The sequence below is a fragment of the Nonomuraea sp. NPDC049714 genome (assembly GCF_044465295.1).
Taxonomy (GTDB): Bacteria; Actinomycetota; Actinomycetes; order Streptosporangiales; family Streptosporangiaceae; genus Nonomuraea.
This window is the reverse complement of sequence record NZ_JBITLM010000007.1, coordinates 87,076-112,246: the sequence shown is the minus strand read 5'-3', so window position 1 is coordinate 112,246 and position 25,171 is coordinate 87,076. Positions and strand designations below refer to the sequence as shown.

Annotated in this window: 31 protein-coding genes; 17 read left to right on the top strand and 14 right to left on the bottom strand. The window is 70.2% G+C overall.

What is annotated here, in order from left to right; translation table 11 throughout:
* From ACIBQX_RS26685 to ACIBQX_RS26665, 5 genes are all read right to left on the bottom strand, one after another.
* Positions 1 to 1,260: an extracellular solute-binding protein gene (locus ACIBQX_RS26685; RefSeq protein ID WP_397009043.1), complete on the bottom strand. Its 1,260-nt coding sequence runs from the start codon at positions 1,258 to 1,260 to the stop codon at positions 1 to 3.
* Between the two features lie 17 nt (positions 1,261 to 1,277).
* Positions 1,278 to 2,648, bottom strand: a complete 1,371-nt coding sequence (locus ACIBQX_RS26680; protein ID WP_397009041.1) for a cellulose binding domain-containing protein — start codon at positions 2,646 to 2,648, stop codon at positions 1,278 to 1,280.
* Between the two features lie 111 nt (positions 2,649 to 2,759).
* Entirely contained in the window at positions 2,760 to 3,506 is a 747-nt protein-coding gene (locus tag ACIBQX_RS26675) for a sugar isomerase domain-containing protein (RefSeq protein WP_397009039.1), read from the bottom strand.
* Entirely contained in the window at positions 3,503 to 4,372 is an 870-nt protein-coding gene (locus ACIBQX_RS26670; RefSeq protein ID WP_397009037.1) for a MurR/RpiR family transcriptional regulator, read from the bottom strand. Before ACIBQX_RS26670 ends, ACIBQX_RS26675 begins: the two co-directional genes overlap by 4 nt.
* Before the next feature lie 150 nt (positions 4,373 to 4,522).
* Complete coding sequence (locus ACIBQX_RS26665) at positions 4,523 to 4,681, bottom strand: hypothetical protein (protein ID WP_397009035.1); 159 nt, start codon at positions 4,679 to 4,681, stop codon at positions 4,523 to 4,525.
* Between the two features lie 37 nt (positions 4,682 to 4,718).
* On the opposite strand from ACIBQX_RS26665, the gene ACIBQX_RS26660 reads away from it, so the two are divergent.
* The gene (locus ACIBQX_RS26660) at positions 4,719 to 4,847 is read left to right on the top strand and encodes a GntR family transcriptional regulator (RefSeq protein ID WP_397009033.1); all 129 of its coding nucleotides are present in this window, start codon (positions 4,719 to 4,721) and stop codon (positions 4,845 to 4,847) included.
* A gap of 425 nt (positions 4,848 to 5,272) precedes the next feature.
* Positions 5,273 to 5,755, top strand: coding sequence for a hypothetical protein (locus tag ACIBQX_RS26655; protein ID WP_397009031.1), 483 nt, complete (start codon positions 5,273 to 5,275; stop codon positions 5,753 to 5,755).
* A 70-nt stretch (positions 5,756 to 5,825) separates the two neighbouring features.
* On the opposite strand, the gene ACIBQX_RS26650 is transcribed toward ACIBQX_RS26655, so the two are convergent.
* Positions 5,826 to 6,173 carry a winged helix-turn-helix transcriptional regulator gene (locus tag ACIBQX_RS26650; protein ID WP_397009029.1) on the bottom strand — a complete coding sequence of 116 codons (348 nt, stop codon included), beginning with the start codon at positions 6,171 to 6,173 and terminating at the stop codon, positions 5,826 to 5,828.
* Between the two features lie 168 nt (positions 6,174 to 6,341).
* Between ACIBQX_RS26650 and ACIBQX_RS26645 the strand changes: the two genes are divergently transcribed.
* The 3 genes from ACIBQX_RS26645 to ACIBQX_RS26635 are packed head-to-tail and all read left to right on the top strand — an operon-like array spanning position 6,342 to position 8,975.
* Positions 6,342 to 6,974, top strand: coding sequence for an NAD(P)-dependent oxidoreductase (locus tag ACIBQX_RS26645; RefSeq protein WP_397009028.1), 633 nt, complete (start codon positions 6,342 to 6,344; stop codon positions 6,972 to 6,974).
* 49 nt (positions 6,975 to 7,023) lie between these two features.
* Positions 7,024 to 8,121: a zinc-binding dehydrogenase gene (locus tag ACIBQX_RS26640; RefSeq protein WP_397009026.1), complete on the top strand. Its 1,098-nt coding sequence runs from the start codon at positions 7,024 to 7,026 to the stop codon at positions 8,119 to 8,121.
* Positions 8,118 to 8,975 (top strand): NAD(P)H-binding protein, encoded by an 858-nt coding sequence (locus tag ACIBQX_RS26635; RefSeq protein ID WP_397009024.1) that lies wholly within the window; start codon positions 8,118 to 8,120, stop codon positions 8,973 to 8,975. The genes ACIBQX_RS26640 and ACIBQX_RS26635 overlap by 4 nt, the downstream gene beginning before the upstream one ends.
* 143 nt (positions 8,976 to 9,118) lie before the next feature.
* Here the strand turns inward: ACIBQX_RS26635 and ACIBQX_RS26630 are convergent, their stop codons facing one another.
* Positions 9,119 to 9,454 carry a hypothetical protein gene (locus tag ACIBQX_RS26630; RefSeq protein WP_397009022.1) on the bottom strand — a complete coding sequence of 112 codons (336 nt, stop codon included), beginning with the start codon at positions 9,452 to 9,454 and terminating at the stop codon, positions 9,119 to 9,121.
* Positions 9,455 to 9,647: 193 nt separating this feature from the next.
* Between ACIBQX_RS26630 and ACIBQX_RS26625 the strand changes: the two genes are divergently transcribed.
* Positions 9,648 to 9,944 carry a helix-turn-helix domain-containing protein gene (locus ACIBQX_RS26625; protein WP_397009792.1) on the top strand — a complete coding sequence of 99 codons (297 nt, stop codon included), beginning with the start codon at positions 9,648 to 9,650 and terminating at the stop codon, positions 9,942 to 9,944.
* A gap of 15 nt (positions 9,945 to 9,959) precedes the next feature.
* Here the strand turns inward: ACIBQX_RS26625 and ACIBQX_RS26620 are convergent, their stop codons facing one another.
* From ACIBQX_RS26620 to ACIBQX_RS26610, 3 genes are read right to left on the bottom strand one after another with little or no spacing between them, the layout of a single operon-like run.
* Positions 9,960 to 10,202, bottom strand: coding sequence for a hypothetical protein (locus ACIBQX_RS26620; RefSeq protein WP_397009020.1), 243 nt, complete (start codon positions 10,200 to 10,202; stop codon positions 9,960 to 9,962).
* Positions 10,203 to 10,258: 56 nt separating this feature from the next.
* Positions 10,259 to 10,609, bottom strand: coding sequence for a helix-turn-helix domain-containing protein (locus ACIBQX_RS26615; protein ID WP_397009018.1), 351 nt, complete (start codon positions 10,607 to 10,609; stop codon positions 10,259 to 10,261).
* 2 nt (positions 10,610 to 10,611) lie between these two features.
* Positions 10,612 to 10,890 (bottom strand): type II toxin-antitoxin system RelE/ParE family toxin, encoded by a 279-nt coding sequence (locus ACIBQX_RS26610; RefSeq protein WP_397009016.1) that lies wholly within the window; start codon positions 10,888 to 10,890, stop codon positions 10,612 to 10,614.
* 302 nt (positions 10,891 to 11,192) lie between these two features.
* Here ACIBQX_RS26610 and ACIBQX_RS26605 point away from each other — a divergent pair, with 302 nt between their 5' ends.
* Positions 11,193 to 11,762 carry a dihydrofolate reductase family protein gene (locus tag ACIBQX_RS26605; protein WP_397009014.1) on the top strand — a complete coding sequence of 190 codons (570 nt, stop codon included), beginning with the start codon at positions 11,193 to 11,195 and terminating at the stop codon, positions 11,760 to 11,762.
* A gap of 66 nt (positions 11,763 to 11,828) precedes the next feature.
* On the opposite strand, the gene ACIBQX_RS26600 is transcribed toward ACIBQX_RS26605, so the two are convergent.
* Positions 11,829 to 12,758 (bottom strand): MBL fold metallo-hydrolase, encoded by a 930-nt coding sequence (locus ACIBQX_RS26600; RefSeq protein WP_397009012.1) that lies wholly within the window; start codon positions 12,756 to 12,758, stop codon positions 11,829 to 11,831.
* Between the two features lie 135 nt (positions 12,759 to 12,893).
* On the opposite strand from ACIBQX_RS26600, the gene ACIBQX_RS26595 reads away from it, so the two are divergent.
* The 6 genes from ACIBQX_RS26595 (at position 12,894) to ACIBQX_RS26570 (ending at position 18,939) form a co-directional block, all read left to right on the top strand.
* Complete coding sequence (locus ACIBQX_RS26595) at positions 12,894 to 13,811, top strand: LysR family transcriptional regulator (RefSeq protein ID WP_397009010.1); 918 nt, start codon at positions 12,894 to 12,896, stop codon at positions 13,809 to 13,811.
* A gap of 138 nt (positions 13,812 to 13,949) precedes the next feature.
* Positions 13,950 to 14,882 carry a fumarylacetoacetate hydrolase family protein gene (locus ACIBQX_RS26590; protein ID WP_397009008.1) on the top strand — a complete coding sequence of 311 codons (933 nt, stop codon included), beginning with the start codon at positions 13,950 to 13,952 and terminating at the stop codon, positions 14,880 to 14,882.
* Positions 14,879 to 16,003 (top strand): FAD-dependent monooxygenase, encoded by a 1,125-nt coding sequence (locus tag ACIBQX_RS26585; RefSeq protein ID WP_397009006.1) that lies wholly within the window; start codon positions 14,879 to 14,881, stop codon positions 16,001 to 16,003. The genes ACIBQX_RS26590 and ACIBQX_RS26585 overlap by 4 nt, the downstream gene beginning before the upstream one ends.
* Positions 16,000 to 17,034, top strand: coding sequence for an amidohydrolase family protein (locus tag ACIBQX_RS26580; protein ID WP_397009004.1), 1,035 nt, complete (start codon positions 16,000 to 16,002; stop codon positions 17,032 to 17,034). Before ACIBQX_RS26585 ends, ACIBQX_RS26580 begins: the two co-directional genes overlap by 4 nt.
* A complete protein-coding gene (locus ACIBQX_RS26575; RefSeq protein WP_397009002.1) occupies positions 17,034 to 17,984 on the top strand; it encodes a VOC family protein in 951 nt (316 codons plus the stop codon). Before ACIBQX_RS26580 ends, ACIBQX_RS26575 begins: the two co-directional genes overlap by 1 nt.
* 10 nt (positions 17,985 to 17,994) lie before the next feature.
* Positions 17,995 to 18,939: a fumarylacetoacetate hydrolase family protein gene (locus ACIBQX_RS26570; protein WP_397009000.1), complete on the top strand. Its 945-nt coding sequence runs from the start codon at positions 17,995 to 17,997 to the stop codon at positions 18,937 to 18,939.
* A gap of 420 nt (positions 18,940 to 19,359) precedes the next feature.
* Here the strand turns inward: ACIBQX_RS26570 and ACIBQX_RS26565 are convergent, their stop codons facing one another.
* Complete coding sequence (locus ACIBQX_RS26565; RefSeq protein ID WP_397008998.1) at positions 19,360 to 20,436, bottom strand: thiolase C-terminal domain-containing protein; 1,077 nt, start codon at positions 20,434 to 20,436, stop codon at positions 19,360 to 19,362.
* 190 nt (positions 20,437 to 20,626) lie between these two features.
* Here ACIBQX_RS26565 and ACIBQX_RS26560 point away from each other — a divergent pair, with 190 nt between their 5' ends.
* Genes ACIBQX_RS26560 through ACIBQX_RS26550 form a run of 3 tightly spaced genes read left to right on the top strand, consistent with a single transcriptional unit; the run spans position 20,627 to position 23,034 of the window.
* The gene (locus tag ACIBQX_RS26560) at positions 20,627 to 21,475 is read left to right on the top strand and encodes a LysR family transcriptional regulator (protein ID WP_397008996.1); all 849 of its coding nucleotides are present in this window, start codon (positions 20,627 to 20,629) and stop codon (positions 21,473 to 21,475) included.
* A 16-nt stretch (positions 21,476 to 21,491) separates the two neighbouring features.
* On the top strand, positions 21,492 to 22,112 hold the full coding sequence (locus tag ACIBQX_RS26555; protein WP_397008994.1) for a MerR family transcriptional regulator: 621 nt from the start codon (positions 21,492 to 21,494) through the stop codon (positions 22,110 to 22,112).
* Between the two features lie 37 nt (positions 22,113 to 22,149).
* A complete protein-coding gene (locus ACIBQX_RS26550; RefSeq protein WP_397008992.1) occupies positions 22,150 to 23,034 on the top strand; it encodes an alpha/beta fold hydrolase in 885 nt (294 codons plus the stop codon).
* On the opposite strand, the gene ACIBQX_RS26545 is transcribed toward ACIBQX_RS26550, so the two are convergent.
* Together ACIBQX_RS26545 and ACIBQX_RS26540 are read right to left on the bottom strand one after the other, a co-directional pair.
* Positions 23,004 to 23,501: an NUDIX hydrolase gene (locus ACIBQX_RS26545; RefSeq protein WP_397008990.1), complete on the bottom strand. Its 498-nt coding sequence runs from the start codon at positions 23,499 to 23,501 to the stop codon at positions 23,004 to 23,006. The genes ACIBQX_RS26550 and ACIBQX_RS26545 overlap by 31 nt on opposite strands.
* 32 nt (positions 23,502 to 23,533) lie before the next feature.
* Positions 23,534 to 24,208 (bottom strand): ThuA domain-containing protein, encoded by a 675-nt coding sequence (locus ACIBQX_RS26540; protein ID WP_397008988.1) that lies wholly within the window; start codon positions 24,206 to 24,208, stop codon positions 23,534 to 23,536.
* Between the two features lie 77 nt (positions 24,209 to 24,285).
* Between ACIBQX_RS26540 and ACIBQX_RS26535 the strand changes: the two genes are divergently transcribed.
* Positions 24,286 to 25,146 carry an RNA polymerase sigma-70 factor gene (locus ACIBQX_RS26535; RefSeq protein ID WP_397008986.1) on the top strand — a complete coding sequence of 287 codons (861 nt, stop codon included), beginning with the start codon at positions 24,286 to 24,288 and terminating at the stop codon, positions 25,144 to 25,146.
* Positions 25,147 to 25,171 lie beyond the last annotated feature (25 nt).

Below are 25,171 nucleotides of genomic sequence, written 5' to 3'. Positions count from 1 at the left end.
TCAGGACCCGCTGTTGAGTGTCGTGGTGATGGACTCGGAGACCTTCTTCGCCTCGGTGGCGGGGTCGGCGCCGGTGAGCACCGCGGTCATGTACTGCTTGATGACCGAGGTGGCCTCGACGGCCGCCCAGTTGGGGGTGTTCGGAGTGGCCCGGCCGACGGCGGCGCCGACCGCCATGGCGGTGGTGCCCTCGTCCCCGGACAGCACGGAGGCCAGCGACGTGCGGTTGGGCACGAAGCTCATCGTTTTCGCGAGCTCGGTCTGGAACTGCTCGCCGGCCAGCTCCTTGATCACCTCGTACGCCTCGTCCTGGTGCTTGGCGGCGACCGGGACGATCAGGTCGGAGCCGCCGGTGAAGACGGCGCCGGGCCGGTCCGCGGTCTTGCCGGGGATCGGGAAGAAGCCCATCTTGTCCTTGAGCTTCGGCTCGACCTCCAGGACTCGGGCGGCGATGCCGGGCACGGCGATGATCTGCGCCGTCTTGCCCTGGGCGAACACCTCGTGCTGGGGCGGGTTGGCCTCGTCCGCCTCCTTGGGGCCCTTGCCCAGGGCTTGGAGGCGTTGGTAGAAGTCCATCCCGGCCAGCGCCTGCGGGGTGTCGAGAGCGCCTCGCCACTTGCCGCCTTCTTGTACGGCGAGGTCACCGCCCTCGTCCCAGACGAACCCGGCGAACGCGTACCAGGTCTGCCCGGGCAGATAGATGCCCTGGTCACCGCCCTTGTTCAGCTTGGCCGTGATCTTCAGCCATTCGTCCCTTGTCTTCGGTGGGGCGTCGATCCCGGCCTTGGTGAACAGGTCCTTGTTGTAGACGACGACCCGGTTGGCGGCGTACCAGGGGATGCCGTACTGCTTGCCGTCGATGTTGCCCGGCTGGGCCAGGCCGGGCAGCCAGTCCTCGCCCTTGAGGTCGGCGATCTTGGCGGTGAGGTCGGTGACGCCGCCGCTGGCCGCGTACTGCGCGACCTGCGTGTTGCCCACCTCGATCACGTCGGGGGCGTCGGTGCTGGCCAGCGCGGCGGTCACCCGCTCGCCGATGCCGTCCCAGGCCTGGATCTGGAGGTCGAGGTCCACGTTGGGATGGGCGGCCTCGTACCGGGTCTCGAACGTCTTCAGCAGGTCCTGCGTGACGCTGCCGTCCATGATCCAGACGGTCAGCTTGGCCGGGCCGGTGCTCGCCGGGGCGCTTGTGCTCGCGCCTGAGCCGCACGCCGCCGCGGCCAGGGCCAGTGCTGCCACCGCGGCGGTGAGTCGGTGCTTCATGTTGCCTTGCCTTCTCGCTACGGGTTGGGGACGGTGTCGCGGAAGGCGGTGCCCTCAGCTCGGAGGTCGTTGATCCGGCTCAGCACCCCGGCGGGCGAGACGACCTCGTTCTTGGCGTGGTAGACCCAGTCGACCTGCTGGCGATAGGTACGGGTGCCGGTCGCGGCCTGAAGATCGATGAACCACTGGTTGAACATGATCCACTGGGGCGTCTCGGGGTAGTAGATGCCGCCGTGGTCGGCGAACAGGCGGCCGTCGACGTAGTACTTGATCCGGCCGTTCGCGACCTGCATGACCAGGTCGTGCCAGCCGGCGAAGCTGGCGCGCTCCTCGGTGTGCGTGTTCACCGCCTGCCACGGCTCGCCCTGGTAGGTCTCCCAGCTGGTGGTGTAGAGGATGTTGGACGGCTCGCCCCAGCCGCCGTTGGGCAGGTACTCGAAGTCGAGCTCGCCGTAGTCGGGGTCCAGGTTGAAGCGGAGCGGGGTGATGGTGAAGAACGTCTGCACGACGTGCTCGCCGTCCGGGCCGCCGGTCGGGGCGTCGGCGAAACGCACGCGGGCGCCGTACGTACCCTCGAAGAACTTGCGGTTGGCGGTGGAGAGCTCGGTATGGACGGTGCCCGAGGGGGTGCCGTTCGTCGAGGAGTCCAAGGTGAGCAGGCCGCTGGGGAAAGTGATCGCGGACGGGGACCAGGTGGCGCCTGGTACGCCGGGGCCGCCCGAGCTGCCGCGCACGGTCCAGCCGCGCTGGGCCAGGCGTGGGTCTGTCGAGTTCGTGTACGTGAAATCGTCGAACAGGACGCCGCCGGGGCCGGGCGGATCTGTCGGGTCGGGGTCGGGGTCCGGGCCACTGCCGGAGGGGTCACCCCAGGCCAGCTCGCCGTTCACGTAGACGGCGATCTTGTCCCAGTCCGTGTAGGAGGTCTGGGCGCCGTAGGAAGGGTCGTCGCTCTGGGTGAAGCTCTGCCAGTCGGCTCGGTAGAAGCGCAGTTGCAGGTCGCGGGTGGTGGCGCCGGGGGCCAGTTGGCCTGCGGTGAAGCCGATCTCCAGGTATTGCGCGCCGGCTGATTGGGGAACGAAGTGGCCCGTCACCGTTGAGCAGGAGATCACTGCCCAGGAGCAGGCGAAGCGGTAGGACTCGGTGCCCGTCAGGTAGTAGCGGATCTTGACCTGGTTGAGGGGGATGGTGGTGGTGCCGTCGTTGAAGAGCTGGAGCCAGGGCTCGGCTTGGGCGGTGCTGGCGCCGGGGGCGCTGGTTCGGTACTGGAGGCGTACTGCCTGGTCGGCGTTGGCTTGGTTGGCGTTGGCGGGGTTGGCGCTGGCCAGGGCTGCGGTCAGGGCCAGGGGGGTGGCTAAGGACAGCAGAACTTTTCGGAAATTTCGCGACATGGGTGGGGTTCTCCTTGTTTCAGTGGCCCCCGAATGTCCGGCATGCCAAACAGAGCTGTCGTGCGGCTTTGGTGCGGCCTTGCTGCGGCTGTCTTGATGTGGAGCGAGGGGTCAGGCCCCGCGGCGGATACGGCCCGCGTACAGGGCTTCCAGCTTGAGGTTGTGCGCGTCGCCCTCCGGCACGTTGGCCGAGAGGTAGACCGGGGGCACCTGTCCGGCTTGGAGGAGGTTGCTCACGGTCTGTGCCACGACCAGCTGGGCGAGCAGGGCTGAGGTGATGGTGGAGACGGCTCCGGTGGCGCCTCCGTCGGGCAGGGGCAGCACGGCGTCGCCGTACGGGGCCCGGTTGTCGAGGACGACGTCGGCCAGGTCGGTGAGCTTGCGGCCGGAGGGGTGGCGGGAGGGGACGGCGTCGCTGTGCGCGTGCGAGGTGATGGCGACCAGGGCGTGGCCGCGTTCCTTGACCAGCGTGGCCAGCTCGACCACCACGCCGTTCACGCCGGAGTTGGAGATGATGACGAAGAGGTCGTCATCGTGGACGGGGGCGTTGGCCAGGATGGCGTGGGCCACGGCCGGGTCGCGTTCGAGGTCGTAGCGGTCCAGCTCTTCTCGGGGGGCGCCGCCGTACAGGACGATGTCCCTGAGCGCGAGCCGGTTCGTGGGGACGAGGCCGCCGGCGCGGCCGGCGATCTCCATGGCGACGGCCTCGGAGTGGCCGGAGCCGAACGCCTGGATGACGCCGCCCTTGGTCAGCGCCTGGGTGAAGAGGTCGGCAGCCTGGAGGATGGCCGGATCTTTCGGGATCGTCTGGACGAGGTGCGCGATGTGCTCGGCGAATGCGTCCGGATTTATCGTCATATATCTCCTTCTGACAAGCGGTGTCCTGCCACGGCCCTGACCGTGACGTCGAACGCCTGCCTGGTCCGCTCGTACGTACGCTGGGCGACCGACACGTACACCACGTCCAGCACGAGCAGCTGCGAGTGGATCGCGGCGAACCCGTCGGCCCTGAACGTCGTCTCCCGGCTGGACGTGGTCAGCACCAGCTCGGCCACCTCCGCCAGCGGCGACCGCGGATGCGACGTCACCGCCACCGTGATCGCGCCGTGGCTGCCGGCCTCGGCCAGCACCTCGATCACCTCCCGCGTCCTGCCGCTGTGCGAGATCCCGATGGCCACATCGCCCTGACCCAGCAGCGCCGCGTCGGTGAGCGCGCTGTGGGCGTCGGACCTGCTCCAGGTGGGGACGCGCATCCGCTGCAGGCGGTACTCCATCTCACTGGCCACCGCCGCACTGCTCGACACCCCGAACAGCAACACCCGGCTCGCACCCGCCACAGCCTGCGCGACCTTGGCCACGACGGCCAGGTCGAGCTGGTCACCGGTCTCCTGGATCAGGCGGATGTCGTTACCCGACACCACGCCCAGGACCTTCTCCAGGCTGTCGTCAGGCAGGATCTCCTGGCCTATGTCGGTCTGCCAGGTCTGCTGGGCCACTCGTCCGGTCTCGGTGGCCACGGCTACCCGGAGCTCGGCGTAGCCCGCGAAGCCGAGTGCTCGGCAGAACCTGGTGATCGTGGCCGTCGAGGTGCGACTCCGCTCGGCGAGATCGACGATCGTCAGCCTGGCGGCCTCGCCTGGGCTGGCGAGGATCGCGTCGGCGACCTTGCGCAGGGCATCGGGCATCTCATGCCGCTCGGTCCTGATCCGGCCAAGTAGCTCCATGCGGTGATAATTATGCTCATTAAACACTCTCGTCAAGGGCATTAGGAAATAATTCTTAACAGGTTCGATTTCGCGCTTCACCGACCTCGACGGACACGCTTCGCCTGCTTCGTCACCGGCACCCCCGGCGGCCAGCTCGCCGACCTGGAACTACGCCACCGCCGCCCACGCCCGCGCCGAAGACCGCATCCGCGCCACCAAGGAAACCGGCCTGCGCAACCTGCCCGCCTGCTCGCCGTCGCGGGCCGGCCGACTGGTGACGGCGGCCGCCGCCTGTATCTGCGCATCGCCGCGGATCAAAGACGACACCTACGAACCAAACCGTGCCGTCCCATCAGAAGCCGAGATGTGCGAGGAGTTCGGTGTCAGCCGCAACACTGTGCGAGCGGCGATCCGTACCCTCAATGAGCAGGGCGCACTCCGAACCGTGAGAGGTCGCGGCACGTTCGTGGTCGCGCAACCCCCGCCGCGCTGACGGCACGGCGCTCTTCCACGCAGTCCGCCGATGAGGGACTCCAGCGCCCAGGACCGAAGAGTGGCGTGAATAAGGCGGAGTTTGGCGCGAACCGGTCTTCTCCGGTGCCGACGGAGGTGCGAAACTCACGAATCGCCGTACTGGTCATGGCCGTCGCGGGGACGGCCGGCAGGCGGTCTTCTCGTGGAGGACGGACAGTGAAGCGGTTGCGCGGCCTCCTGGGTGTGACGCTCCTGGCGGGAACAGCCACCGCGTGTGGGCTCATGCCGGCGCCCCAGCCCTCCGCCGCGAGCCCTGCGGCCAGTCCTTCCCAGCAGAGGCAGGAGGCCGCGCCCCCGTCCGAACCACCCTCTGAGAGCGCCAAGCGCACGGTGCCCGCCAACCCCTGCCGTGTGCTGACCGCGTCGACCCGGTCGAGAATCGGGATGCTGCAGGGGAAGAAGGACCGGCTCGACCCGACCTGCAAGTGGAGCAACGACCCCGGCAACGCCCCGCCGTTCAGGTTCAGGGATCTGAGCATCACCTATGACGCCGGGTTCGAGAAACTCCCCACTTCCGTGGATGACGCGAAGAGGAGCTTCGCGACCAAGAGGAGGAGCGACTACCGGCAGCCCAGCATTTTCGGCGGGACGCCCTCGGTGAAGGGAACGGTCAAGCAGGTGGGCTCCGCCAAGGCGGGCGAGCACTTCGACGAGGGCTACTACGTGTATTACGTCTACGAAGTCGGCGAGGCCAAGCGTGGTGAGGGCAAGGCCGTCCTGCGCAAGGGCAACGTGGTGATCACGATCAACGTCAGCGGTGCCAACGTGCCCGGACGTCTGGTGCGCGACGGCAAGCCGATCGTTAACGCCACCGCCCAAGCCATGATCGACGTTGTGGCGGCCCAGGCCATCGCGGCAGTGCGGTGACATCCCCGCTTCCGGTGGGTGAGGCGGGCTCGACCGGTTCGGCGCCGGCGGACGGTCCGGAGCGGCTGCTCTAGTCGCCGGGTCGGCCGGCAAGGCTTGGAGAGGACGCGTGCCCATCTGCGTGCGGCGGGCGCGGATCGGAGGGGCGGGGCCAGCGGTGCGCCCAGCCGACCAGGGGGTGCAGGACCTGGATGAGCTCGTGGCCGGCGTCGGTCAGGGAGTAGCGCACCTGCACGGGATAGGTGGGGGTCACGTCCTTGTGCACGAGCCCTTCGCGGGTCAGCTCCTGGAGTCGCGACGAGAGGAGCCGGTCGGAGATGCCCTCGACGTGCGCGCGTAGCTCCGAGAAGCGTCCGTGGCCGAGGCGCAGGCTCATAAGGATCGCCGCGTTCCACTTGCGGCCGGCGAACTCGGTCACGCGGCGGAACTCCCTGCAGGCCTGATCACTGATCTGTTCGCCACACGGTGTAGTCACTAATGAAAAGTAAGCGGCTAACGTCGCGTTTGGCAACTCAGGGCTCTCCGCCGAGAGTGGGTATCGCCGCGGTGACGTGAGACCACCCGGCTGACCATCAGGGGGAACATCATGAAGATCGTCGTCCTGGGCACCGGTTTCGCCGGCTCAGCCCTCATCCGGGAATTCGCCACCCGCGGCCACGAGGTCGTGGCCGTCTCCCGAACCGGAGGGGGCACATGGCCTGCGGGCGCATCCTCCGTCACGGGCACCGTGTACGATCCCGCCTTCGTGGCGCACGTGACCGCCGACGCCGATGTCGTCGCCGTGGCCCTGCCGGCGCTGAGCGCGGAGGGCGGGATCGCCGCCGGTGTCGAGGCACTGCTTCCCGCCGTCGATCGCCGCGCCCGGCTGGGCGTCGTGGGCGGCTCGGCCGTCCTGCCGCTGACGGAGGGAGGACCCCGGCTCGGTGACACCGCCGCGTTCCCCGACGCGCTGCGGCCGCGTGTCACCGCCCACCAGCGGGCGCTCGACATGCTGGAGGCGTCTCCCGGCGAGATCGACTGGTTCGTGCTGGTGCCCGCCGCCGAGTTCGGCCCGCACGTTCCCGGAGCCCGGCGGGGGAAGTACCGGACGAGCCGTACCGCGCTGGTGTCCGATTCGGACGGCCACTCGGCGATCGGCGTCGAGGACTACGCCATCGCGTTCGCCGACGAGCTCGAGACTCCTACGGCGCACCGTTCCTGGCTCACCGTCGGCTACTAGCCACCACGAAAACCGTCGACTACCAGCCAACACGTAAAGAGGAGATCCGATGCGCGCTTCCGTACTCCGGAAGGGTTCGATGGTCTACCGGGACGACGTCCCCACCCCCGTCCCCGGTGAGGGACAGGTACTCATCCGCGTCCTGGCCTGCGGCGTCTGCGGCGGCGACCTGCATTTCGCCGAACACGGCGCCCAGCTGGCCGAACTGGCCGAGAAGATGACGGGGGCGCCGACGCTGACCGACGGCCTCGACCTCGACGCCGACGTGTTCATGGGGCACGAGTACGTGGGCGAGGTCGTCGCGGCGGGACCGGGAACCGAGGCCCCCGAGCCCGGCACCGTCGTCACGTCCATGCCGGCCATGATCACCGCGGGTGGGATGAGGCCCCGGCTCTACTCCAACACCTCGCCGGGAGGATACGCCGACTTCATGCTTCTCGACGCGGCACTGCTGCTACCGGTCCCCGACGGGCTCGACCCGCGGCTCGCGACGCTCGCCGAGCCGATGGCCGTCGGTCTGCACGCCGTCACCATGTCGTCGATCGAGCCGGGAACCGGGGCCATCGTGATCGGTTGCGGCCCGGCCGGCATCGCCGTGATCGCGGCGCTCAAGGCGCACGGCGCCGGCCCGATCATCGCCTCGGACCTCTCCCCGGCGCGGCGCGGGCTGGGCCGGATGATGGGCGCCGACGAGGTCGTCGACCCCAGGACGGAGGGCGTCTTCGACGCGTGGGAACGGACCGGCGCTCACCCGACCCCGGTCGTGTTCGAGGCGGTCGGCGTGCCGGGCATGCTCGACGACGTGCTCCGGCGAGCACCGTTCGCCGCCCGCGTGGTCGTCGTCGGTGCCAGCATGGAACCGGACGCGATCACGCCGTACTACGGGATCGCCAAAGAGATCTCGTTCCAGTTCGTGCAGGCCTACACCCCCGACGAGTTCGCGGAATCGCTGCGCCGCATCGCGGACGGAGAGATCGACGTCGAGCCGATGATCACCGGCGAGGTCGGCCTTGAGGACGTGGAGTCGGCATTCGCCGACCTCGGCGATCCGGAACGGCACTGCAAGATCCTCGTCATACCCGTCGCTGAGCACGAACTCACCGCGGTGCGCACCACCGCGTACCCGTCGAACGAGAGTCGATCATGATCGTGGTGACTGGAGCGACAGGCAATGTCGGCCTCGCGCTGGCGCGCGTGCTGACCGAAGCCGGTGAAGAGGTGACCGCGGTGTCACGCGCAGTCGCTGCGGCGGTCTTGCCGGACGGCGTCAGGCACCGGCCGGCCGACCTCACCGACCCGGAATCGCTGCATCCCGCGCTGGCCGGCGCCGACGCGATGTTCCTCATGCTCCCGGGCAACGATGTGCGCCTCGACCCGCAGCGCATCGTCGACGTCGTCGTATCGGCCGGAGCATCGCGGATCGTGCTGCTGTCCTCGCAGGCGGTGGGCACGCGCCCGGATGCGGAGTCGTACGCGCCGCTGCGCCGCATCGAGGACGTGATCGAGCGGTCCGGCCTCGAATGGACCCACCTACGTCCGGGAGCGTTCGCCTCCAACGCCCTGGCCTGGGCCTCCTCGGCGCGGGCCGAGCACACGATCGCCGCGCCCTTCGCCGACGTCGCCCTTCCCGTCGTGGACCCGCAGGACATCGCCGAGGTCGCGGCCACGACGCTCCGCCGACCGGGACACGACGGCAGGACGTACGTGCTCACCGGCCCGGAGCCGATCTCGCCACGGCAACGCGCGCACATCATCGGCGAGGTGCTCGGCGAGCCGATCACCTTCGTCGAGCTGACCCGCGAACAGGCCCGCGAACAGCTGGCCGCCGCCATGCCCGAGCCGTTGATCGAGGGCACGCTCGGCTTCAACGGTGCGCCGACCCCCGAGGAACAGCAGGTCAACCCGGACGCGGCGACGGTCCTGGGCCGGCCCCCGCACCATTTCACCGATTGGGCCAGGCGCAACATCAGGGCGTTCCGCGAAGAAGGCCCGCGCTCTTGATCCATGGCCTTCACACCGGGCACTGCACTCGAAGTGCTCAGCTATCGCCTTTCCAGGCATCGGGATAGCGGTTGACCTACACCCACCGCCATGCTGACCGGTGTAGATCGACGATCTCATGATCCCGAGCGCGGGTGCGGGCTTCATCGACGGTGCGGTGGCCGGCCACTTTCCTGACCACCACCGGAGGGTGGCGAGGAGGAGGCCCCGCCGAGCAGCTCGACCCAGAAGTACAGCCAGATCGGGTAGAACCCCGACTGCTTGTCGAAGAGGCGTCCGATCAGCCGTCCCGACGCCATGCCGAGCAGTGCCGCCGCGACGCTCATCGCTGCCGCGCGGAGCCTGGACAGGAACGCCAAGGCGATCAACGCCGCCCCGACCAGGGTCAGCAGCACAGCGCGGTGACGGAGCAGCACCTCCAGGTCCGGCCCGGCGACGGCGACCTCGTACAGTGGCCCGCCCAGGAACAGGCCCATCATGCCGGGGAGCTTCGCCGTGCGTGGGCCCGCGCTTCCACGAACCTGCGCCGAACGGCAGCTCATCCGCGACGCCCCCGGCCTCGGCCAAGGCCCATTCGCGGCATAGTCCTGGCCCGAACGCGCCGCACCGGCCGGACGTGCCGCATGGCCGCCTCCGCCGGTCGACCCTCGGGTTCGGCGGGCCGCCGAGCGCCTGCGCCGGGACCGGTCCGATGCGATTCCCGCGGATCGGCTGGCCGCCGACCTGGGGTTGTCCACGTCCCGGTTCCTGCACCTGTTCCGCGCCCACACCGGCACCAGCCTGCGCCGCTACCGGCTGTGGACCCGGATGCTCCGCGCGGCCGCGCTCATCGCCGACCGGCAGGATCTCACCGCCGCGGCGGCCGGGGCCGGGTTCGCCAGCCCGTCGCACTTCAGCGACGCCTTCCACCGCATGTTCGGCCTGCGACCCAGCCGGCTGCTCGCCGTCGGGGCGACATCATCGACGTGAACGCCTGATCTCAGGTCAGCCGTTCTTGGGGCAGCCGTAGATCGGATTGTTGGGCACCGGTTGCTCGTCCACCCGGAAGCCGCTCAGCATCTCACCCGCCCCGGTGGCCGAGCCGCGGGAGTGGTAGACCTCACCAGGTCCGGCCTCGCGACCGAGATGGATGGTCCACTCAGCGGTGCAGTCCTGCGGGATCCGGAGCGGATACTCGATCGCCGGCCGACCGGCGAGCCTCGGAAAGGACGCGCGCCTTCCTGACACCGAGCCGACCCAGGTCGCACCCGACCGGTTCAGAGAACGATGAGATCGTCGTGTTGTCAGGCGGCGCTGTCCAGAGACTTCTCGCTCACGGGCAGGCGCAAGGTCCGGTCACCGAAATCGACAACCAGATCAAGACGCGCTCCGAGCGCCTCGACGTAGCGGGCGATGACCTCGATGGAGGTGACCTCGCCGTGCTCGATCTGCGAGACCCGGGCGACACTCACCTCCATGGCCCCCGCGACGTCCTTCTGGCCGAAACCGAGCTGCTTGCGGGCCTCAGCCAGCTGATGGCCTCTCGCCTCGGCGAGCAGTTTCCTGGCGCCTGCCTCGATCACGGAGGGAGAAACGCCGGCCGCGTGCAACTGCCGCTCCAGATCGCCCCAGTCCCTTGGTGCCCGCTTCGGCATGTTCACTCCTCATCGTCGCTGGTGTAGTCGATGTAGAGCCGGATGGCCAGGGGAATGTTCTCCTTGTACCACCGCTCCCAGTTCCCCGCCTTGTCGCCGCCCAGCAACAACAGCGCCGCACGGGTGGGGTCGAAGGCGAAGATGATTCTGATCTCCGACCGGCCATGCGAGCCCGGCCGCAGTTCCTTCAGGTGATGCAGGGAGCTTCCCTGGCCTACCCAGCGTCGGTCCTTCCTCTCGGAGTGCGGCGACGGCCTGCGCGACCTGAGTCGCCGAATCAAGATCCTCCTTGATCAGGATGCCGAACCAGGCGGCATACTCGTCCGTGACCTTCACCGTCCAAGCCAAGAGAACCTCTCAAATTCAAGGATAGCCTTAAGTCGAGAACTAGGCTACTCCCGCCGTGACGACAACGCCCGGAAAACCTCCAGGCAGGTGACAGCATCAATACGGCTGAGTCCTCCTGCCAGGCCCGCACGTTCGCGAAACCCGCCGGGGGACGTATCGGAGAAGCCGTACCGCGCCGATGAGTTTTGGGGGGCCGGGTGGTCCACCTTCTGAGGACAGCGATCAGGAGGGCTCCATGGGCACGGTGGTGCTGTACAAGAGCATGTCGTTGGATGGTTTCGTCGCCGGTCCGGACATCGGTGCGGAGCATCCCATGGGTAAGGGCGGCATGCGACTGCACGAGTGGATGTTCACCGACCAGCCCGACCCGCGCGACAAGGACGTCACCGCCGCGATGTCCGCCTCGGCCGGCGCGGTCGTGGTCGGCAGGCGTACGTTCGACGTCGGCCTGCCGCACTGGCAGGACACTCCTTATCCGGTGCCGACCTTCGTGCTCACCCACCAGGCTCGCGACGAACTCGTCATGAAGAGCGCGACGTTCACCTTCGTGACCGACGGCCCGGAGGCCGCGCTGAAGGCCGCCCGGGACGTGGCCGGCGACAAGAACGTGATCGTAATGGGCGCCCAGACAGGACGGCAGTTCCTCCAGGCCAGACTGCTGGATGAGTTGTTGATCAACCTGGTGCCGGTCGTGCTGGGCGCCGGAAGCCGGCTGTTGGAAGACGTTGGCCACATCGAGTTGACGCGTACACAGGTGATCGCCTCCGACACGGTCACGCACCTGCGGTTCCGGGTGGTGACATGACTGCCTGTCCACGACGGGCTCGACCCGCGGAGTGATCGACAGGCCGCACCTCGCACGTTCGACTCATCAGGCCCGGCAGGTCAGCGGGCGGCCGCCGTTGTAGGTGACCATGTCGCGGAACGCGCCCGGGATGTCGATGCGTGCGCCCGGCGCGGCGCCGTTCTCCTCGGCGTACGCGCGGTGGAGGTTGCCGACGATGCGCTCGCTGTCGAGCCATCCGGCGTACTGGCCGAGGTCGCACTGACGGGCGGCGTCGAGCGGCGAGAGCCCCGCCGCGACGCCCTGCCTCGCGACCTCCTGGACGAAGTACAGGTATCCCAGCGCGTCGTCGATGGCCTCGGGTCCGCACACCGGACCGTGGCCGGGCACGATCGTCGTGGCACCCAGCGGGGCGATCACGTCCTTGAGGACCGCGATCGAGCCCGCGACCGAACCGGAGAGGAGGAACGGTGTTCCGCCCGCGAACAGCAGGTCGCCCGCGAACAGGACGGAGCGCTCCGGCACCCAGATGACCGAGTCGTTCGTGGTGTGCGCCGGAGTGCCCACGTGGCGGACCTCGCAGCGCAGGTCGTCGACCCAGAGCGTCACGCCCTCGCGGTAGGTCAGGAACGGTGGCGCCGGCGGCAGCGAGCCCTCGTCGATCGGCTCGAAGATGCCGGTGAGCGGCGGCGCGGCGGCCATGGCCAGCATCTCCGACCGGGTGTCCTCGTGCGCGACGATCGTGGCCCCGGGCAGCCAGGCGTTGCCGGCCGTGTGGTCGGGATGGCTGTGCGTGTTGATGAGGGTGTGCACCGGTCCCGGCGACACGGCACGCAGGGCGGCGTCGAACGCGCGGGTGCGCCGCTCCGTGGAGCAGGTGTCGACGGCGACCGTCCCTGACCGCCCGACGAGCATCCCGGTATTGTTGATCATCCAACCGCCGTCGGGCTGCACGTAGGCGTAGAGGCCGCCTCCGAGGTCCTCGATCCGCGGGTCGCCGACAGCATCGTCACTCATGCGTCTACCCTCCTGCCTGCGTACTCCGCTCGGGAAGCTGATTTCGCGTATACCTGCCATCAGTGCGACTGATGACCTGCACCTCCGTCATCGGTTGGGCTGAATACGCTGAAAGAGAGCGATGTGGAGGCCGCCGTGAAGCTGTCGAACCTGGACCTGAACCTCCTGGTGTCGCTGGACGTCCTGCTGGAGGAGCGGTCGGTGACGCGTGCGGCCGCTCGTCTGGGCCTGTCCCAGCCCGCCCTCTCGGCCGCGCTCGCCCGGTTGCGGCGGCACTTCGACGATCCGCTGCTCATCCGCTCGGGCAACACCTCAGAGTTGAGCCCGCTCGCCCAGACCCTGCGGCTGCGCACCGCGCACGCGCTGAACGAGGTCGAGCGCGTGTTCGCCAGCGAGGCCGTGTTCGATCCGGCGACCTCCAGGCGCACCTTCACCGTGCAGGCCTCGGATTACGCCATGGCCGTGATCGGCCCGCGGGTCACGCAGGTGCTCGCGGACCGGGCTCCGGGCGTCAAGATGCGGTTCGAGAGTCATTCGAACCCCCTGACGGACAACCCGGCCGACTGGCTCCGTGGGGTGGACGGCATGATCCTGCCGCGCGGATTCGTGTTCAACCTCCCCTCGATCGACCTGTTCACCGACGAATGGGTGTGCGTGGCCGATCAGGACAACGAGGCCGTCGGTGATGCCCTGACCATGGCGGACGTCGCCGAGATGCCGTGGGTGCTCACCTACCACGGACCGACCCGTTTCCTGTCCGCCGTGCGACAGCTGGAGCAACTGGGCATCGAGCCCAGGGTCCAGGTGGTCGTCGAGAGCTTCCTCGTCCTGCCGTTCTACATCGTCGGAAGCCGCCGGCTCGGGCTCGTTCAGCGTCACCTGGCCGAAGCGCTGGCTTCCGGCAGCCGGCTCCGGGTGCTCGCCTGTCCCTGGGACGTGGTGCCGGTGGTGGAGACGCTCTGGTGGCATCCGCTGCACACCCGCAGCCCGGAGCACGCCTGGCTGCGGTCGGTCCTCACCGAGACGACCCGGCACCTCGACCGGCGGACCTGAGGGTTTGGCGGTGGAAGCACCGCCTGCTGAAACGACATTCGTCTGCCTGATGTGGGGCATCAGCTATTTCAGCTTCCCCGATGCGGTTGGTCGGGCAGACAGTGGTGGCCATCACAGCACATGGATGGAAGGACCACTGTGGTTGCCCCTTTCGCCCTCGCCACGGTCGCCGACGGCACCGCGGAGCGTCCCGCGCTGGTCGTTGATCTTGACGGGGATCCCACCTGGCGGGACCTCTCCGACCTCGGGCCGACCGTGCACGCGCTCCTGCAGGACTGGAACTCGGTGCTGCGGACGCTGCACACGCTGACCGGCCAGGCCACCCGCCCGCTGGAGCAAGAACACCTCCGGCGTCCGTTCGTGCCAGGTCAGGTCCTTCAGGCGGGTGCGAACTACCGCACGCACGTCATCGAGCTCGCGGTCAAGCACGCCCCCGGCGACCGGCCCGAGTCCGAGGTGCGAGCCGAGGCCACGGCGGCGATGGAGCGCCGCACCGCCGACAGCGAGCCGTACCTGTTCATCGGACTGCCCTCGGCCATCACCGGCCCCTATGACGACGTCGTGCTCCCCGCCTACTCGCAGCAGCACGACTGGGAGCTCGAACTGGCCGTGGTAATCGGCCGGGAGGCGTTCCGCGTGGATCGCGAGCGCGCCCTCGAACACGTCGCCTGCTACACGATCGCCAACGACCTGACCACGCGTGACCTGGTGTTCCGCCGCGACATGCCGGCGATCGGCTCCGACTGGTTCCGCGCGAAGAACGCTCCTGGCTTCACCCCGCTCGGCCCCTACCTGGTGCCCGCGGAGTTCGTACCCGAGCACCCGCGGATCCGGCTCGAACTCAACGGAGAAGTGATGCAGGACGAGTCCACCAAGGACATGATCTGCGACGTCGCCGCGATCGTCGCGGCCGCGTCGCGAACGACCCCACTGCGGCCCGGCGACCTGCTGCTCACCGGCAGCCCGGCGGGCAACGGCATCGCCCACGGCCGCCTGCTGCGCGCGGGCGACGTCATGACCGGCACGATCACCGGGCTGGGTGTTCAGCGCACGCGGGTGGTCGCGCCGTGACCGCGGTCGAGTCCGTCGGGATCATCGGCGCCGGAATCGCCGGTCTGGGCGTCGCCATCCTCCTCGCCGAAGCCGGCGTGCCGGTGGACGTCATCGAGACCACGGCGGAGGTCGGCGCCCTCGGGTCGGGTGTCACGCTGCAAGGCAACGCACTGCGCGTGCTGCGTCGCCTCGGGGTGTGGGAAGGGGTCGAGCGGGCGGGGTACGCCTTCGACTCGGCCGCCCTGCGCACGCCGGACGGCGCGCTGCTGGCCGAGATGCCCGACGCCCGGACAGGCGGTCCGGACCTTCCCGCCACGGTGGGGATCCACCGCCCCGACCTGGCCCGCCTGCTCGTCGAGCGCGCCGTCGGCCTGGGCGCGAGGGTGCGGACCGGTGTCCGGCCCGTCTCGCTCGAGCAGGACGACCACGGGGTCGACCTCGGGTGCTCCGACGGCACGCACGCTCGCTACGACCTCGTCGTGGGTGCCGACGGGGTGCGGTCGTGGACCCGTGACACGCTCGGCGTCCAGTTGAGGACCGAGCCGGTGGGCATGGGGATCTGGCGCGCTTTCGCGCGGCGGCCGCCGTCGGTGACCCGCACCGACCTCTGCTACGGCGGCGCGGCCTACATCGCCGGGTACTGCCCGACCGGTGAGGACACGCTCTACGCCTACCTCGTCGAGGACGCGCGGGACCGCGGCGCGCTCTCCGCCGATGAGCGGCTGGCCACCATGCGCGGGCTCGCCGAGCACTACCACGGCGCGTGGGACGACATCCGCGAGAACCTGACCGACCCGTCCCGGGTGAACTACACCTGGTTCGAGTGGCACCTCCTGGACGGGCCGTGGCACCGCGGCCGCACGGTGTTGATCGGTGACGCCGCCCACTGCTGCCCACCGACGCTGGCGCAGGGTGCTGCTCAGGCGCTGGAGGACGCGCTGGTCCTGGCCGAGCTGCTCACCACCCGCGACACCCTGGACGAGGACCTGTGGTCGGCGTTCACCGCACGCCGACTCGACCGTGCCCGCACGGTGGTCGAGGGTTCGGTGCAGATGTGCCGATGGCTGCTGGCCGGCGAGCGGGGCGACCTGCCAGGACTGATGGGCCGGGTCCACTCCCTGCTCGTGGAGCAGCCGTGAACACGCCGGTGGAGCCCAAGCCGGACGGGGACCTCGTGATCGACGTGCACGCCCACTGCCTCGTCGCCGAGGTGGAGGCGCTGGTCGCCGACGAGCCGGAGCTCGCCGAGCTCCGCGCGCTGGAGGCGCGGCGCCACGGCGCGGAGTCGATGGCGGTGTCGGGGCGGATGGTCCGGGCAGCCCTGCCCGCACTGACAACCGTGGCGCGGCGCCTGTCCGACATGGCCGCGGCGGGCGTGGACGTGCAGGTCGTCTCCCCGTCCCCGTCGCACTACCACTACTGGGCCCGCCCCGAGCTCGCGACCGCTGTGTGCCGGGCGGCGAACCGCGGCGTGGCGGCCGTCGTCGCCCAGGCTCCCGACCGGCTGGTGGGATTCGGACTGGTCCCCCTGCAACATCCCGATCTGTGCGTCGCCGCTCTCGACGACGCCCTCGGTCTCGGGCTCAAGGGCGTCGAGATCTCCTCCTTCGCTCCCGGCGTCGAGTTGTCGGACGCGCGGCTCGACCCGTTCTGGGCGCGGGCCGCCGAGACGGCCGCCGTGGTGTTCCTGCACCCCTTCGGGTGCTCGCTCGATGAGCGGCTCGACCGGTTCTACCTGGCCAACACGGTCGGGCAACCGGTGGAGAACGCCGTCGCCCTCTCGCATCTGATCTTCTCGGGGGTCCTGGACCGCCACCCGGACCTGCGGGTGGTCGCGGCACACGGCGGCGGCTACCTGCCCACCTACCTCGGCCGCTCCGACCACGCCTGGCAGGTGCGCAGCGAGGCCCGGCAATGCGCCGAGACACCCTCGGCGTACCTGCGCCGGATCTGGTTCGACTCGCTCGTCCACACCCCGCAGGCGCTGCGCGCTCTGGTCGCCGCCGTCGGCGCCGACCGGGTCGTGCTCGGCTCCGACCACCCCTTCGACATGGGCGTGCCCGATCCGCTCGCCCGCCTCGACGCCGCCGGACTGGACGCGCGCGACCGGGCCGCGATCGCCGGCGGCACCGCACAGAAGCTGGGGCTCGTCCCCGGAAAGGAATCCTGATGTCCGACACGGCGCCTCCACGCCTGATCACGCACGTACGGCACGTCGACCTCGCCGTGCCCGACCTGGCCGCCCAGCGAGCGTTCTACACCGGCCAGTGGGGACTCACAGAAGTCGCCACGGACTCCGGGCTGTCCTTCCTCGCCGCCGAGGGCTCGCCCGAGCAGTACGTCATGCGCCTTCGTCAGTCCGTCGACAAGCGCATCGACCTCATCGCATTCGGTGCCGCGACCCCGGCCGACGTCGACACACTCGCCGGCCGGCTGGCGGGGGACGGCGTGAGGCTCGTGTCGGAGCCGGGAGCGCTGGCGACGCCCGGCGGCGGCTACGGGTTCCGGTTCTTCGACAACGAGGGCCGTACCGTCGAGATCTCCGCCGATGTCGCCCAGCGGACCCACCGCAAGATCGAGGAGGGCGAGTCGATCCCGGTGCGCCTGTCGCACGTGGTGGTCAACTCCGCCGATCCCGAGGCCACCGTCGCGTTCTACGAGCGCCACCTCAGCTTCGCGCTCTCGGACATCCTCACCCACCCGCGCAATGGTCACATGATGTGGTTCCTGCGGTGCAACCCGTGGCACCACAGCTTCGCGATCGCCCGCTGCCCGCACCCGTCCCTGCACCACGCGAGCTTCGAGCTGCGCGGGATCGACGAGTACATGCGGGGTACCGGCCGTCTCCTGCGGGCCGGCGTCGAGAAGATCTGGGGGCCGGGCCGGCACAAGGCCGGCAACAACACCTTCTCGTACTTCCTCGACCCGCAGGGCAACACGATCGAGTACACGACCGAACTGGAGCGCCTGGACGAGGACGCCTGGCACCCCGGCCTGCACGATCTCTCCGATCCCGATGTGGCCGACCAGTGGGGCACCGCCAACCGGATGGACGAGTTCGTCGCGAGGAAGTCGTTCAACGACCCGGACAAGGGCCTGTTCATGGCCCCGCCCGTCTGAGGGCCGGACGATGCGTTTCGCCACGGTCTCAGAAGCCGGAGGGCAGGTGCGGTGCGGAGTGGTGCAGGACGACACGCTGCTGCGCCTCCCCGCCGGGACCACGGTGCTCGACCTGCTCCGTACCGATGGACTCCGCGACGCCGGAGCCCGCGCCGTGGCCGACGGCGACGCCGTCCCGCTGGCCGGGCTGCGGCTGTTGCCACCGGTCGAGGCACCCACGGTGCGCGACTTCGTCGCGTTCGAGGAGCACGTCGAGGGGATGGCATCCGGGGCCGGTGTGGGAGCGGAGTGGTACGCGGCACCGACGTTCTACTTCACCAACCCGTACGCGCTCGTCGGCGCGCACGACGATGTGGCGGTGCCGCCCGGCTGCTCCCGGCTGGATTTCGAGTGCGAGGTCGCGGCCGTCATCGGCCGGGGTGGCGCCGACATCGCCCCCGGCGACGCGTCCGCGCACATCGCCGGCTACACGATCTTCAACGACTGGTCGGCACGCGACCTCCAGTTCCGCGAGATGGCCGTCCGCCTCGGGCCCTGCAAGGGAAAGGACTTCGCCACCACGCTCGGGCCCGTTCTGGTCACGGCCGACGAACTCGAGCCCTACCGCGACACCGACGGCTTCCTCGCGCTCGGCATGACGGTCGCGGTCAACGGCGTCGAGATCGGCCGTGACCTGCTCTCCAACATGAGCTGGCCGTTCGAGGACCTCGTCGCCTACGCCAGCCGCGGAACCGAGGTCCGTCCCGGCGACGTCCTCGGCTCCGGCACCTGCGGCAACGGCGGCTGCCTCGCCGAGCTGTGGGGCCGGGGCCGCACCGACCTGCCCCCGCTGCGGCCCGGAGACGTGGTCACGATGACGGTCGAGGGGCTCGGCACCCTCCGCAACACGGTCGTCGCCGGACGCGAACCGCACCTGATCCCGAAGGCCCGGGCCCGCCCTCGCACGCGTCCCTGAATCCGTCCCACTCCACGCCCAACGCCGTCCGGTCCCATGAACACCGACGCCTCCCGAACCGCCGGGCTGCCACAACTCCACCTGCTGCTGGCGGCCAGTTCCCTGCCCGTGCTCGGGGCGGTCCTGATCGCACCCGTGCTCCCGCTCATCGCTCAGCATTTCGCATCCGTGCCGGGCGTCGAGGTCCTGGCGCCGATCGTGCTGACAGTCCCCGTGCTCGTCATCGGGCTGACCGCGCCGTACGCCGGGCAGCTCGTCGACCGGCTCGGCCGGCTGCGGGCGCTGCAGGTCGGCATCGGCGCGCTGGGGGTGCTCTCCGTCGTCGTCGGAGCCGCGCTGTTCCTGACCTTCCGCAAGCTGAACCCGACGCCCGCTTCCGCCGTCCCACCCGCGCCGGTCGGTGGCGGACTAGCACGTACGTCAGCTCGCCAGCAGCGCCGCACTCCCGTAGCTCCCGCCGAACCCCGTCACCAGCGCCACCGCACGCCCGCCCCTCAGCTCCCGCACGGCCTGCGCCACGTTGTTCAGGCCGTGCACGTACCCCTCCGACAGCAGCCCCCCGTGCGGGTTCACCCAGGCGTGCCGCCGTTCCATCAGGTACGGCCCGAGCTCGGGCCGCCCCACGACCCCGAAGTCCTCCAGCTGCCGGGGCACCAGCCACGAGTACGCGTCGTACAGCATCGCCACGTCCACATCCGACGCCCGCATCCCCGAGGCCCGCCACAGGGCCGGGGCCACGTACGCGGAGAAGATCGCCGTGACGTCCGGTGCGCGGTCCATGGCGGAGCTGCCCGGCCCGCCCCCGCGTACGACCGCCTGGACGCGCGGCCCGTCCAGTACGCCGCTGATCAGCAGCGCGCAGGCGCCGTCGGTCTCCTGGCAGCAGTCCACCGTGCGCAGCGGCGTGCAGACGTACGGCCTGGCCAGGTAGTCCTCGTACGGCAGCGGCTCGCGCCTGAGGGCGCGCGGGTTGGCGGCGGCGTTCTCCCTGGACTGGGCGACGACGGCGTGCAGGTGCCGCTCGTCGAGCCCGGTCTCGTGCAGGTAGCGGGTCGCGGCCATGGCGAACATCGGGATCGGGCCGGCCATCCCGTACGTGAACCGCTCCTGAGGCCCGGTGGACACGGCATTCATCCGCTTCCCGGAACGACCGTTCAAAGCGCGATAAATGAGGATATTTCGAGCTAGACCGGCGTGGATCAGCATGGCCGCGTCCCCCAGGATCGAGGCGGCCTGGGTGCCGCCGCCCGCGACGTCGTTGTGCCAGCCCAGCCGCTCCATGCCCAGCGCACGGGCGACCTGGGTCACGGGCACGGAGTCGTTCAGGTGATAGCTGAGCACCGAGTCCACCTCACGGGCCTCGATCCCGGCGTCGGCGCAGGCCGCCCGGCACGCCTCGACGGCCAGCTCCAGCTCGGTGCGGCCGGAGGCACGGGTCAGCGCCGTCATGCCGATCCCGGCGACGGCCGCCCGCCCGGCGAAGGGCTGCATGGCCACCTCCCGCCGGACACGCTATCGCCGCATGGGCCATCAAGCCAAGCGCTTGCTCGGGAACAGACCGCGACAAACCTCGTAAAGGGTGAATATCCTCACCCTTGGTCAACTGACGCTCTTCACTCCGGCTATCCACATATGTCAGATGAAGTGCGATCATCAAGAGCCCATCACCTTCACCCCGAGGTGAGCGATGGATTTACGCCATATCCGCTACGCGATCACGATCGCCCGCGCGGGCAGCCTGCGTCGTGCCGCGACCATCCTGCGGATCGCCCAACCCACCCTGTCGGAGCAGCTGAAGGCGCTGGAGAAGGAGGTCGGGGTGGAGATCTTCACCCGTTCCTCCAGTGGCGTGCGGCTCACCGAGGCGGGCGAGGTGTTCCTCGCGCAGGCCACCGTCGCGGTGGACGCCTTCGAGCGGGCGATGCTCGCCGCCCGCAGCGAGGAGCGGACGACCCGGCTCGGGGTGGCCGACGGGCTGAGCGACGTGGTGGCCCGGCTGCTGTCGCAGATCCACCACGCCGGCCCCCGGGTGGCTCCGATGGGCACGGCCGAGCAGATCATCTCCATCATGGACGGCGCGATCCAGGCGGGGCTCGGGTACGCACCCGGCTCCCTGCCGCGCGGCGTGGCCCGGATGCTCGTGCACCGCTCCCCCGTGCGCGCGCTGCTCCGGCGCGACCACCGGCTCGCCTCGCAGAAGCGGCTGTCGCTCGCCGCGCTGGCGGGCGAACCGCTGATCATGCCCGAGTCGGAGGCGGTGGCCGGCGCCCGCCGGTTCCTGGAGGCGTTCGTACGGCAGCGCCTGCATCCCCGGCTCGGCCCCGCCGCCGCCACCCACGATCTGGCCATCGCCATGGTGAGCGAGGGAGCCGGCTACGCCCTCTGCGTGCGCGACGGCACTCCGGTGCCGGAGCGGCTGACGTTCGTGCCGATCGCCGAGGAGGTGCCGCCGATCGAGGTCGTCCTGCTGTGGAACCGTCAGGCGGACGTGCACGACCTGATCAGCGCGGCCCGGCACCTGGCCCGATCTGGATAGCGGTAATATCCACCAGATGCGCATGTCCGAGCTGAGCACCAGGTCCGGGGTGGCCATCCCCACGATCAAGTACTACCTCCGTGAGGGCCTGCTCCACCAGGGCGAGCAGATGGCGGCCACCCGTGCCGACTACGACGAGTCCCACCTGCGCAGGCTCCGCCTGATCAGGGCGCTCCTGGAGGTGGGCAGGCTCCCGGTCGCCGCGATCAAGAAGGTGGTCGACGCGGTGCAGGACGAGTCTCTGCCGGTCCACCAGCTGCTCGGCACCGCGCAGTACGCCCTGAGCCCCACGGTCGAGCCCGAGCCGACCCCCGAATGGGACACCGCCCGCGCCCAGGTGGACGCCCTGCTCGACCGCCTGGGCTGGGAGGTCACGCCCGAGGCCCCGGCCAGGAACGAGCTGGCGCAGACGGTGATCAGGATGCGCCAGCTCGGCCTGGCCGCCGACCTGACGCCGTACGCCGAGGCGGCCGATCGGCTGGTCACCGAGGTCGAGCTGGACACGATCCCCTACGACGGCCCGCGCGAGGCCGCCGTGGAGGCCCTGGTGCTGGGCACGGTCCTGTACGGCCGGGCCTTCGACGCGCTGCGCCGCCTGGCCCAGGAGTCGGAGTCGGCCCGCCGCTTCGCCCGCTGACCCGCATGTCGCGCCCTGCGTGGGGTAGCGCGGCCGGATGTTCGAAGCTTTCACGGAGAGCCGCGTCGACGTCGGCGAGGCGGAGTTGTTCGTCAGGCACGGAGGTGACGGCCCGCCGGTGCTGCTGCTGCACGGCCATCCCCGGACGCACGCCACCTGGCATCGGGTCACGCCGCTGCTCGCATCTGACTTTACGGTGATCTGTCCAGACTTAAGGGGATACGGCCGTTCGTCGAAGCCGCCGTCGACCCCCGACCACGAGCCCTACTCCAAGCGGGCGATGGCCAGGGACATGCTCGCCCTCATGCGCGCGCTCGGCCACGACCGGTTCGCCGTCGCCGGACACGATCGGGGCGGGTACGTCGCCCAGCGGCTGGCCGCGGACCACCCCGACGCCGTCACCCATCTGGTGGTGATGGACGTGGTGCCCATCGGCGAGGCGCTGAGCCGCTGTGACGCGGGGTTCGCGGCCCGCTGGTGGCACTGGTTCTTCCTGGGGCAGACCGCCCAGCCCGCCGAGCGGGTGATCAACGCCGACCCCGGCGCGTGGTACCGGTCGGACCCCGAGCGGACGGGCGAGGAGGCCTACCAGGACTTTCACCGGGCCGTGCACGATCCGGAGACCGTGCACGCGATGTGCGAGGACTATCGGGCCGGCCTGGGCGTGGACCGCGCCGCCGACGACGCCGACCGGGCCGCTGGACGCACCATCGGCTGCCCCACGCTGGTCGTCTGGGCGACGAGGGACGACATGGAGGAGCTCTACGGCGACCCCGTGGCCGTGTGGCGGTCATGGGCGGACGACGTGCGCGGCCTGGCCGTCGACAGCGGCCACCACCTGGCCGAGGACGCGCCCGAGGAGCTGGCCGCCGCCATCGCGGGGTTCGCCGCTCAGCGTGGCGCGGCGCAGGCGGCGAGGTAGCGGCCGAAGGCGTCCTGGCCGTCCGGGATGAACGGCCAGCGCCACACCGCCAGCCGCAGCTCGTCCTCGCTCATCCAGCCGTGCCACGACATCGCCTCCGGATCCGGGCGCGGCTCGCGCGGGACGACGGCCTCGTGCACCCCCAGCCAGTAGGGGCCGGCCACGCCCCGGCAGAGGAACTTGAGCACCGGCCGCACCGGCACCCGCACGCCGAGCTCCTCGGCCAGCTCCCTGGCCGCCGCCTGCGCGTAGGCCTCCCCGACCCCGACGGCGCCGCCCACCGTCACGTCGTAGTAGCCGGGGAAGCGGGCGAGGTGGCCGGGGCGCCGGTGCACGAGGATCCGGCCCTGCTCGTCACGGCAGATCGTGGTGGCGATCCGGTGCAGCCAGCCTCTGCCGGTCGCCTCCGCGCGCTCGACCACGCCGAGCACATCGTCCTGTTCGTCGACGCGTTCTACGAGTTCCACGCCCCGAGGATCTCAGGCGCCTGTGACATTTCTCAGTCCGTGACCGTCACGGGGCGCTTCAGCAGCCACAACGCGGCCCGTTGCAGCAGGGTGCGGTGGATCTCGTTGCCGTAGGAGCGGGTGTCGTGGCCGAGCGCGTCGTAGAACACCCGGCCGCGCCGTACGGGACGGGCCCAGATCAGCGGCTGGCCGCGCGAGGAGGCGAGCGGGCGCACGTCGGGCAGCACGTCCAGGTCGCTGTAGACCTCGTCCACGAGGTCGAAGTCGCGCAGCCCCTCCACCACCGGGTGGCCGCCGTGCGTCCGCACGCCGGTCCAGCCGAGCGGCGGGTGGTGCGAGGTGGACCAGTCCCAGCAGCCGCCGAGCACCCGCGACCAGCCCTGCCAGTCGTCGAAGCAGATCGCCGCCGAGTGCATGCACAGCAGGCCGCCGCCACGGTCGAGGTGGTCCAGCAGGGTCGTGCGGGCCTGGGCCGGGAGCCGGAAGCTCCATCGGTCGCGCAGGTCGGCGAAGCGGTCGGCGTTCATCTGCCAGCGCAGCGCGTTGACGGTGATGAGCTGGACCTCCGACGGCTCGCTCAGCGCGCCGGCGATGTCCTCGGTGATCTCGGACTCGACCCCCACCTCGGCCAGCACCTCGGTGAGCGCCGCCGACGTGGCGTCGAAGTCGTGGAACGGGCCTCCTGACAGGACTAAGTTGCGTGCCACCCGCCCAGCTCATCACGCCTGCCGCCGTATTTCCACCCACCCGCTGGGCTCCGGCCGGGATGACTACGCTGCCAAGAGTGAGTCAGGTCGAGGATTTCGAGGCCCACCGGGCGACGCTGACCGGACTGGCCTACCGGCTGCTCGGCAGCATGTGGGACGCCGAGGACGTGGTGCAGGAGGCCTGGCTGCGCTGGTCGGGCACGGACCGGAGCGACATCGAGGAGCCCCGGGCCTTCCTGGTGACCGTGGTGTCGCGGCTGGCGTTGGACCAGCTCCGCTCGGCCAGGGTCAAGCGGGAGGCGTACACCGGTCCCTGGCTGCCCGAGCCGGTGACGACGGCGGAGGCGGGCCCGCTGGACACCGCCGAGCTGCGCGACACGGTGTCGCTGGCGACGCTGCACCTGATGGAGCGCCTCTCGCCGCCCGAGCGGGCGGCGTTCGTGCTGCGGGAGGCGTTCGAGCTGCCGTACGACCAGATCGCGGAGATCGTCGGCACCACGGTGGTCAACGCGAGGCAGCTGCACCACCGGGCCTCGGTGCGGCTGAGCGAGGGCCGCGACAGGTTCCGGCCGTCGGCCGGCGAGCACGCGCGGCTGCTGACGAGGTTCATCGAGGCGGCGGGCGGCGGCGACCTGGAGGCGCTCACCGAGCTCCTGCACGAGGATGTCGTGTCCTGGAGCGACGGCGGCGGCCGGGTCAAGGCGGCGCTGCGCCCGATCCGCGGCCGGCGCAAGGTGCTGGCGTTCCTGGCCGGGCTGATGTCCCGCTATCCCTACGGTGGCACCACGCTCGGCGAGGCCAACGGGCATCCGGTGCTCTGGACGCACCTCGGCGAGAACCGCCAGCTGGTCGCGATCGACGTGGACGAAGGCCGTATCCGGGGGCTCTACACCCTGCTCAATCCGGACAAGCTTCTGCGGGTGCGCCCCTCCTCCTGACGCGCCCGCGGGGATCTATAGTCGC

Bases quoted from the DNA above. Each gene is read 5' to 3' on its own strand.
- ACIBQX_RS26685 (WP_397009043.1), bottom strand. From the start codon at position 1,260: ATGAAGCACCGACTCACCGCCGCGGTGGCAGCACTGGCCCTGGCCGCG.
- ACIBQX_RS26680 (WP_397009041.1), bottom strand. From the start codon at position 2,648: ATGTCGCGAAATTTCCGAAAAGTTCTGCTGTCCTTAGCCACCCCCCTG.
- ACIBQX_RS26675 (WP_397009039.1), bottom strand. From the start codon at position 3,506: ATGACGATAAATCCGGACGCATTCGCCGAGCACATCGCGCACCTCGTC.
- ACIBQX_RS26670 (WP_397009037.1), bottom strand. From the start codon at position 4,372: ATGGAGCTACTTGGCCGGATCAGGACCGAGCGGCATGAGATGCCCGAT.
- ACIBQX_RS26660 (WP_397009033.1), top strand. From the start codon at position 4,719: ATGTGCGAGGAGTTCGGTGTCAGCCGCAACACTGTGCGAGCGGCGATC.
- ACIBQX_RS26655 (WP_397009031.1), top strand. From the start codon at position 5,273: ATGCTGCAGGGGAAGAAGGACCGGCTCGACCCGACCTGCAAGTGGAGC.
- ACIBQX_RS26645 (WP_397009028.1), top strand. From the start codon at position 6,342: ATGAAGATCGTCGTCCTGGGCACCGGTTTCGCCGGCTCAGCCCTCATC.
- ACIBQX_RS26640 (WP_397009026.1), top strand. From the start codon at position 7,024: ATGCGCGCTTCCGTACTCCGGAAGGGTTCGATGGTCTACCGGGACGAC.
- ACIBQX_RS26635 (WP_397009024.1), top strand. From the start codon at position 8,118: ATGATCGTGGTGACTGGAGCGACAGGCAATGTCGGCCTCGCGCTGGCG.
- ACIBQX_RS26630 (WP_397009022.1), bottom strand. From the start codon at position 9,454: ATGATGGGCCTGTTCCTGGGCGGGCCACTGTACGAGGTCGCCGTCGCC.
- ACIBQX_RS26615 (WP_397009018.1), bottom strand. From the start codon at position 10,609: ATGCCGAAGCGGGCACCAAGGGACTGGGGCGATCTGGAGCGGCAGTTG.
- ACIBQX_RS26605 (WP_397009014.1), top strand. From the start codon at position 11,193: ATGGGCACGGTGGTGCTGTACAAGAGCATGTCGTTGGATGGTTTCGTC.
- ACIBQX_RS26600 (WP_397009012.1), bottom strand. From the start codon at position 12,758: ATGAGTGACGATGCTGTCGGCGACCCGCGGATCGAGGACCTCGGAGGC.
- ACIBQX_RS26575 (WP_397009002.1), top strand. From the start codon at position 17,034: ATGTCCGACACGGCGCCTCCACGCCTGATCACGCACGTACGGCACGTC.
- ACIBQX_RS26570 (WP_397009000.1), top strand. From the start codon at position 17,995: ATGCGTTTCGCCACGGTCTCAGAAGCCGGAGGGCAGGTGCGGTGCGGA.
- ACIBQX_RS26560 (WP_397008996.1), top strand. From the start codon at position 20,627: ATGGATTTACGCCATATCCGCTACGCGATCACGATCGCCCGCGCGGGC.
- ACIBQX_RS26555 (WP_397008994.1), top strand. From the start codon at position 21,492: ATGCGCATGTCCGAGCTGAGCACCAGGTCCGGGGTGGCCATCCCCACG.
- ACIBQX_RS26550 (WP_397008992.1), top strand. From the start codon at position 22,150: ATGTTCGAAGCTTTCACGGAGAGCCGCGTCGACGTCGGCGAGGCGGAG.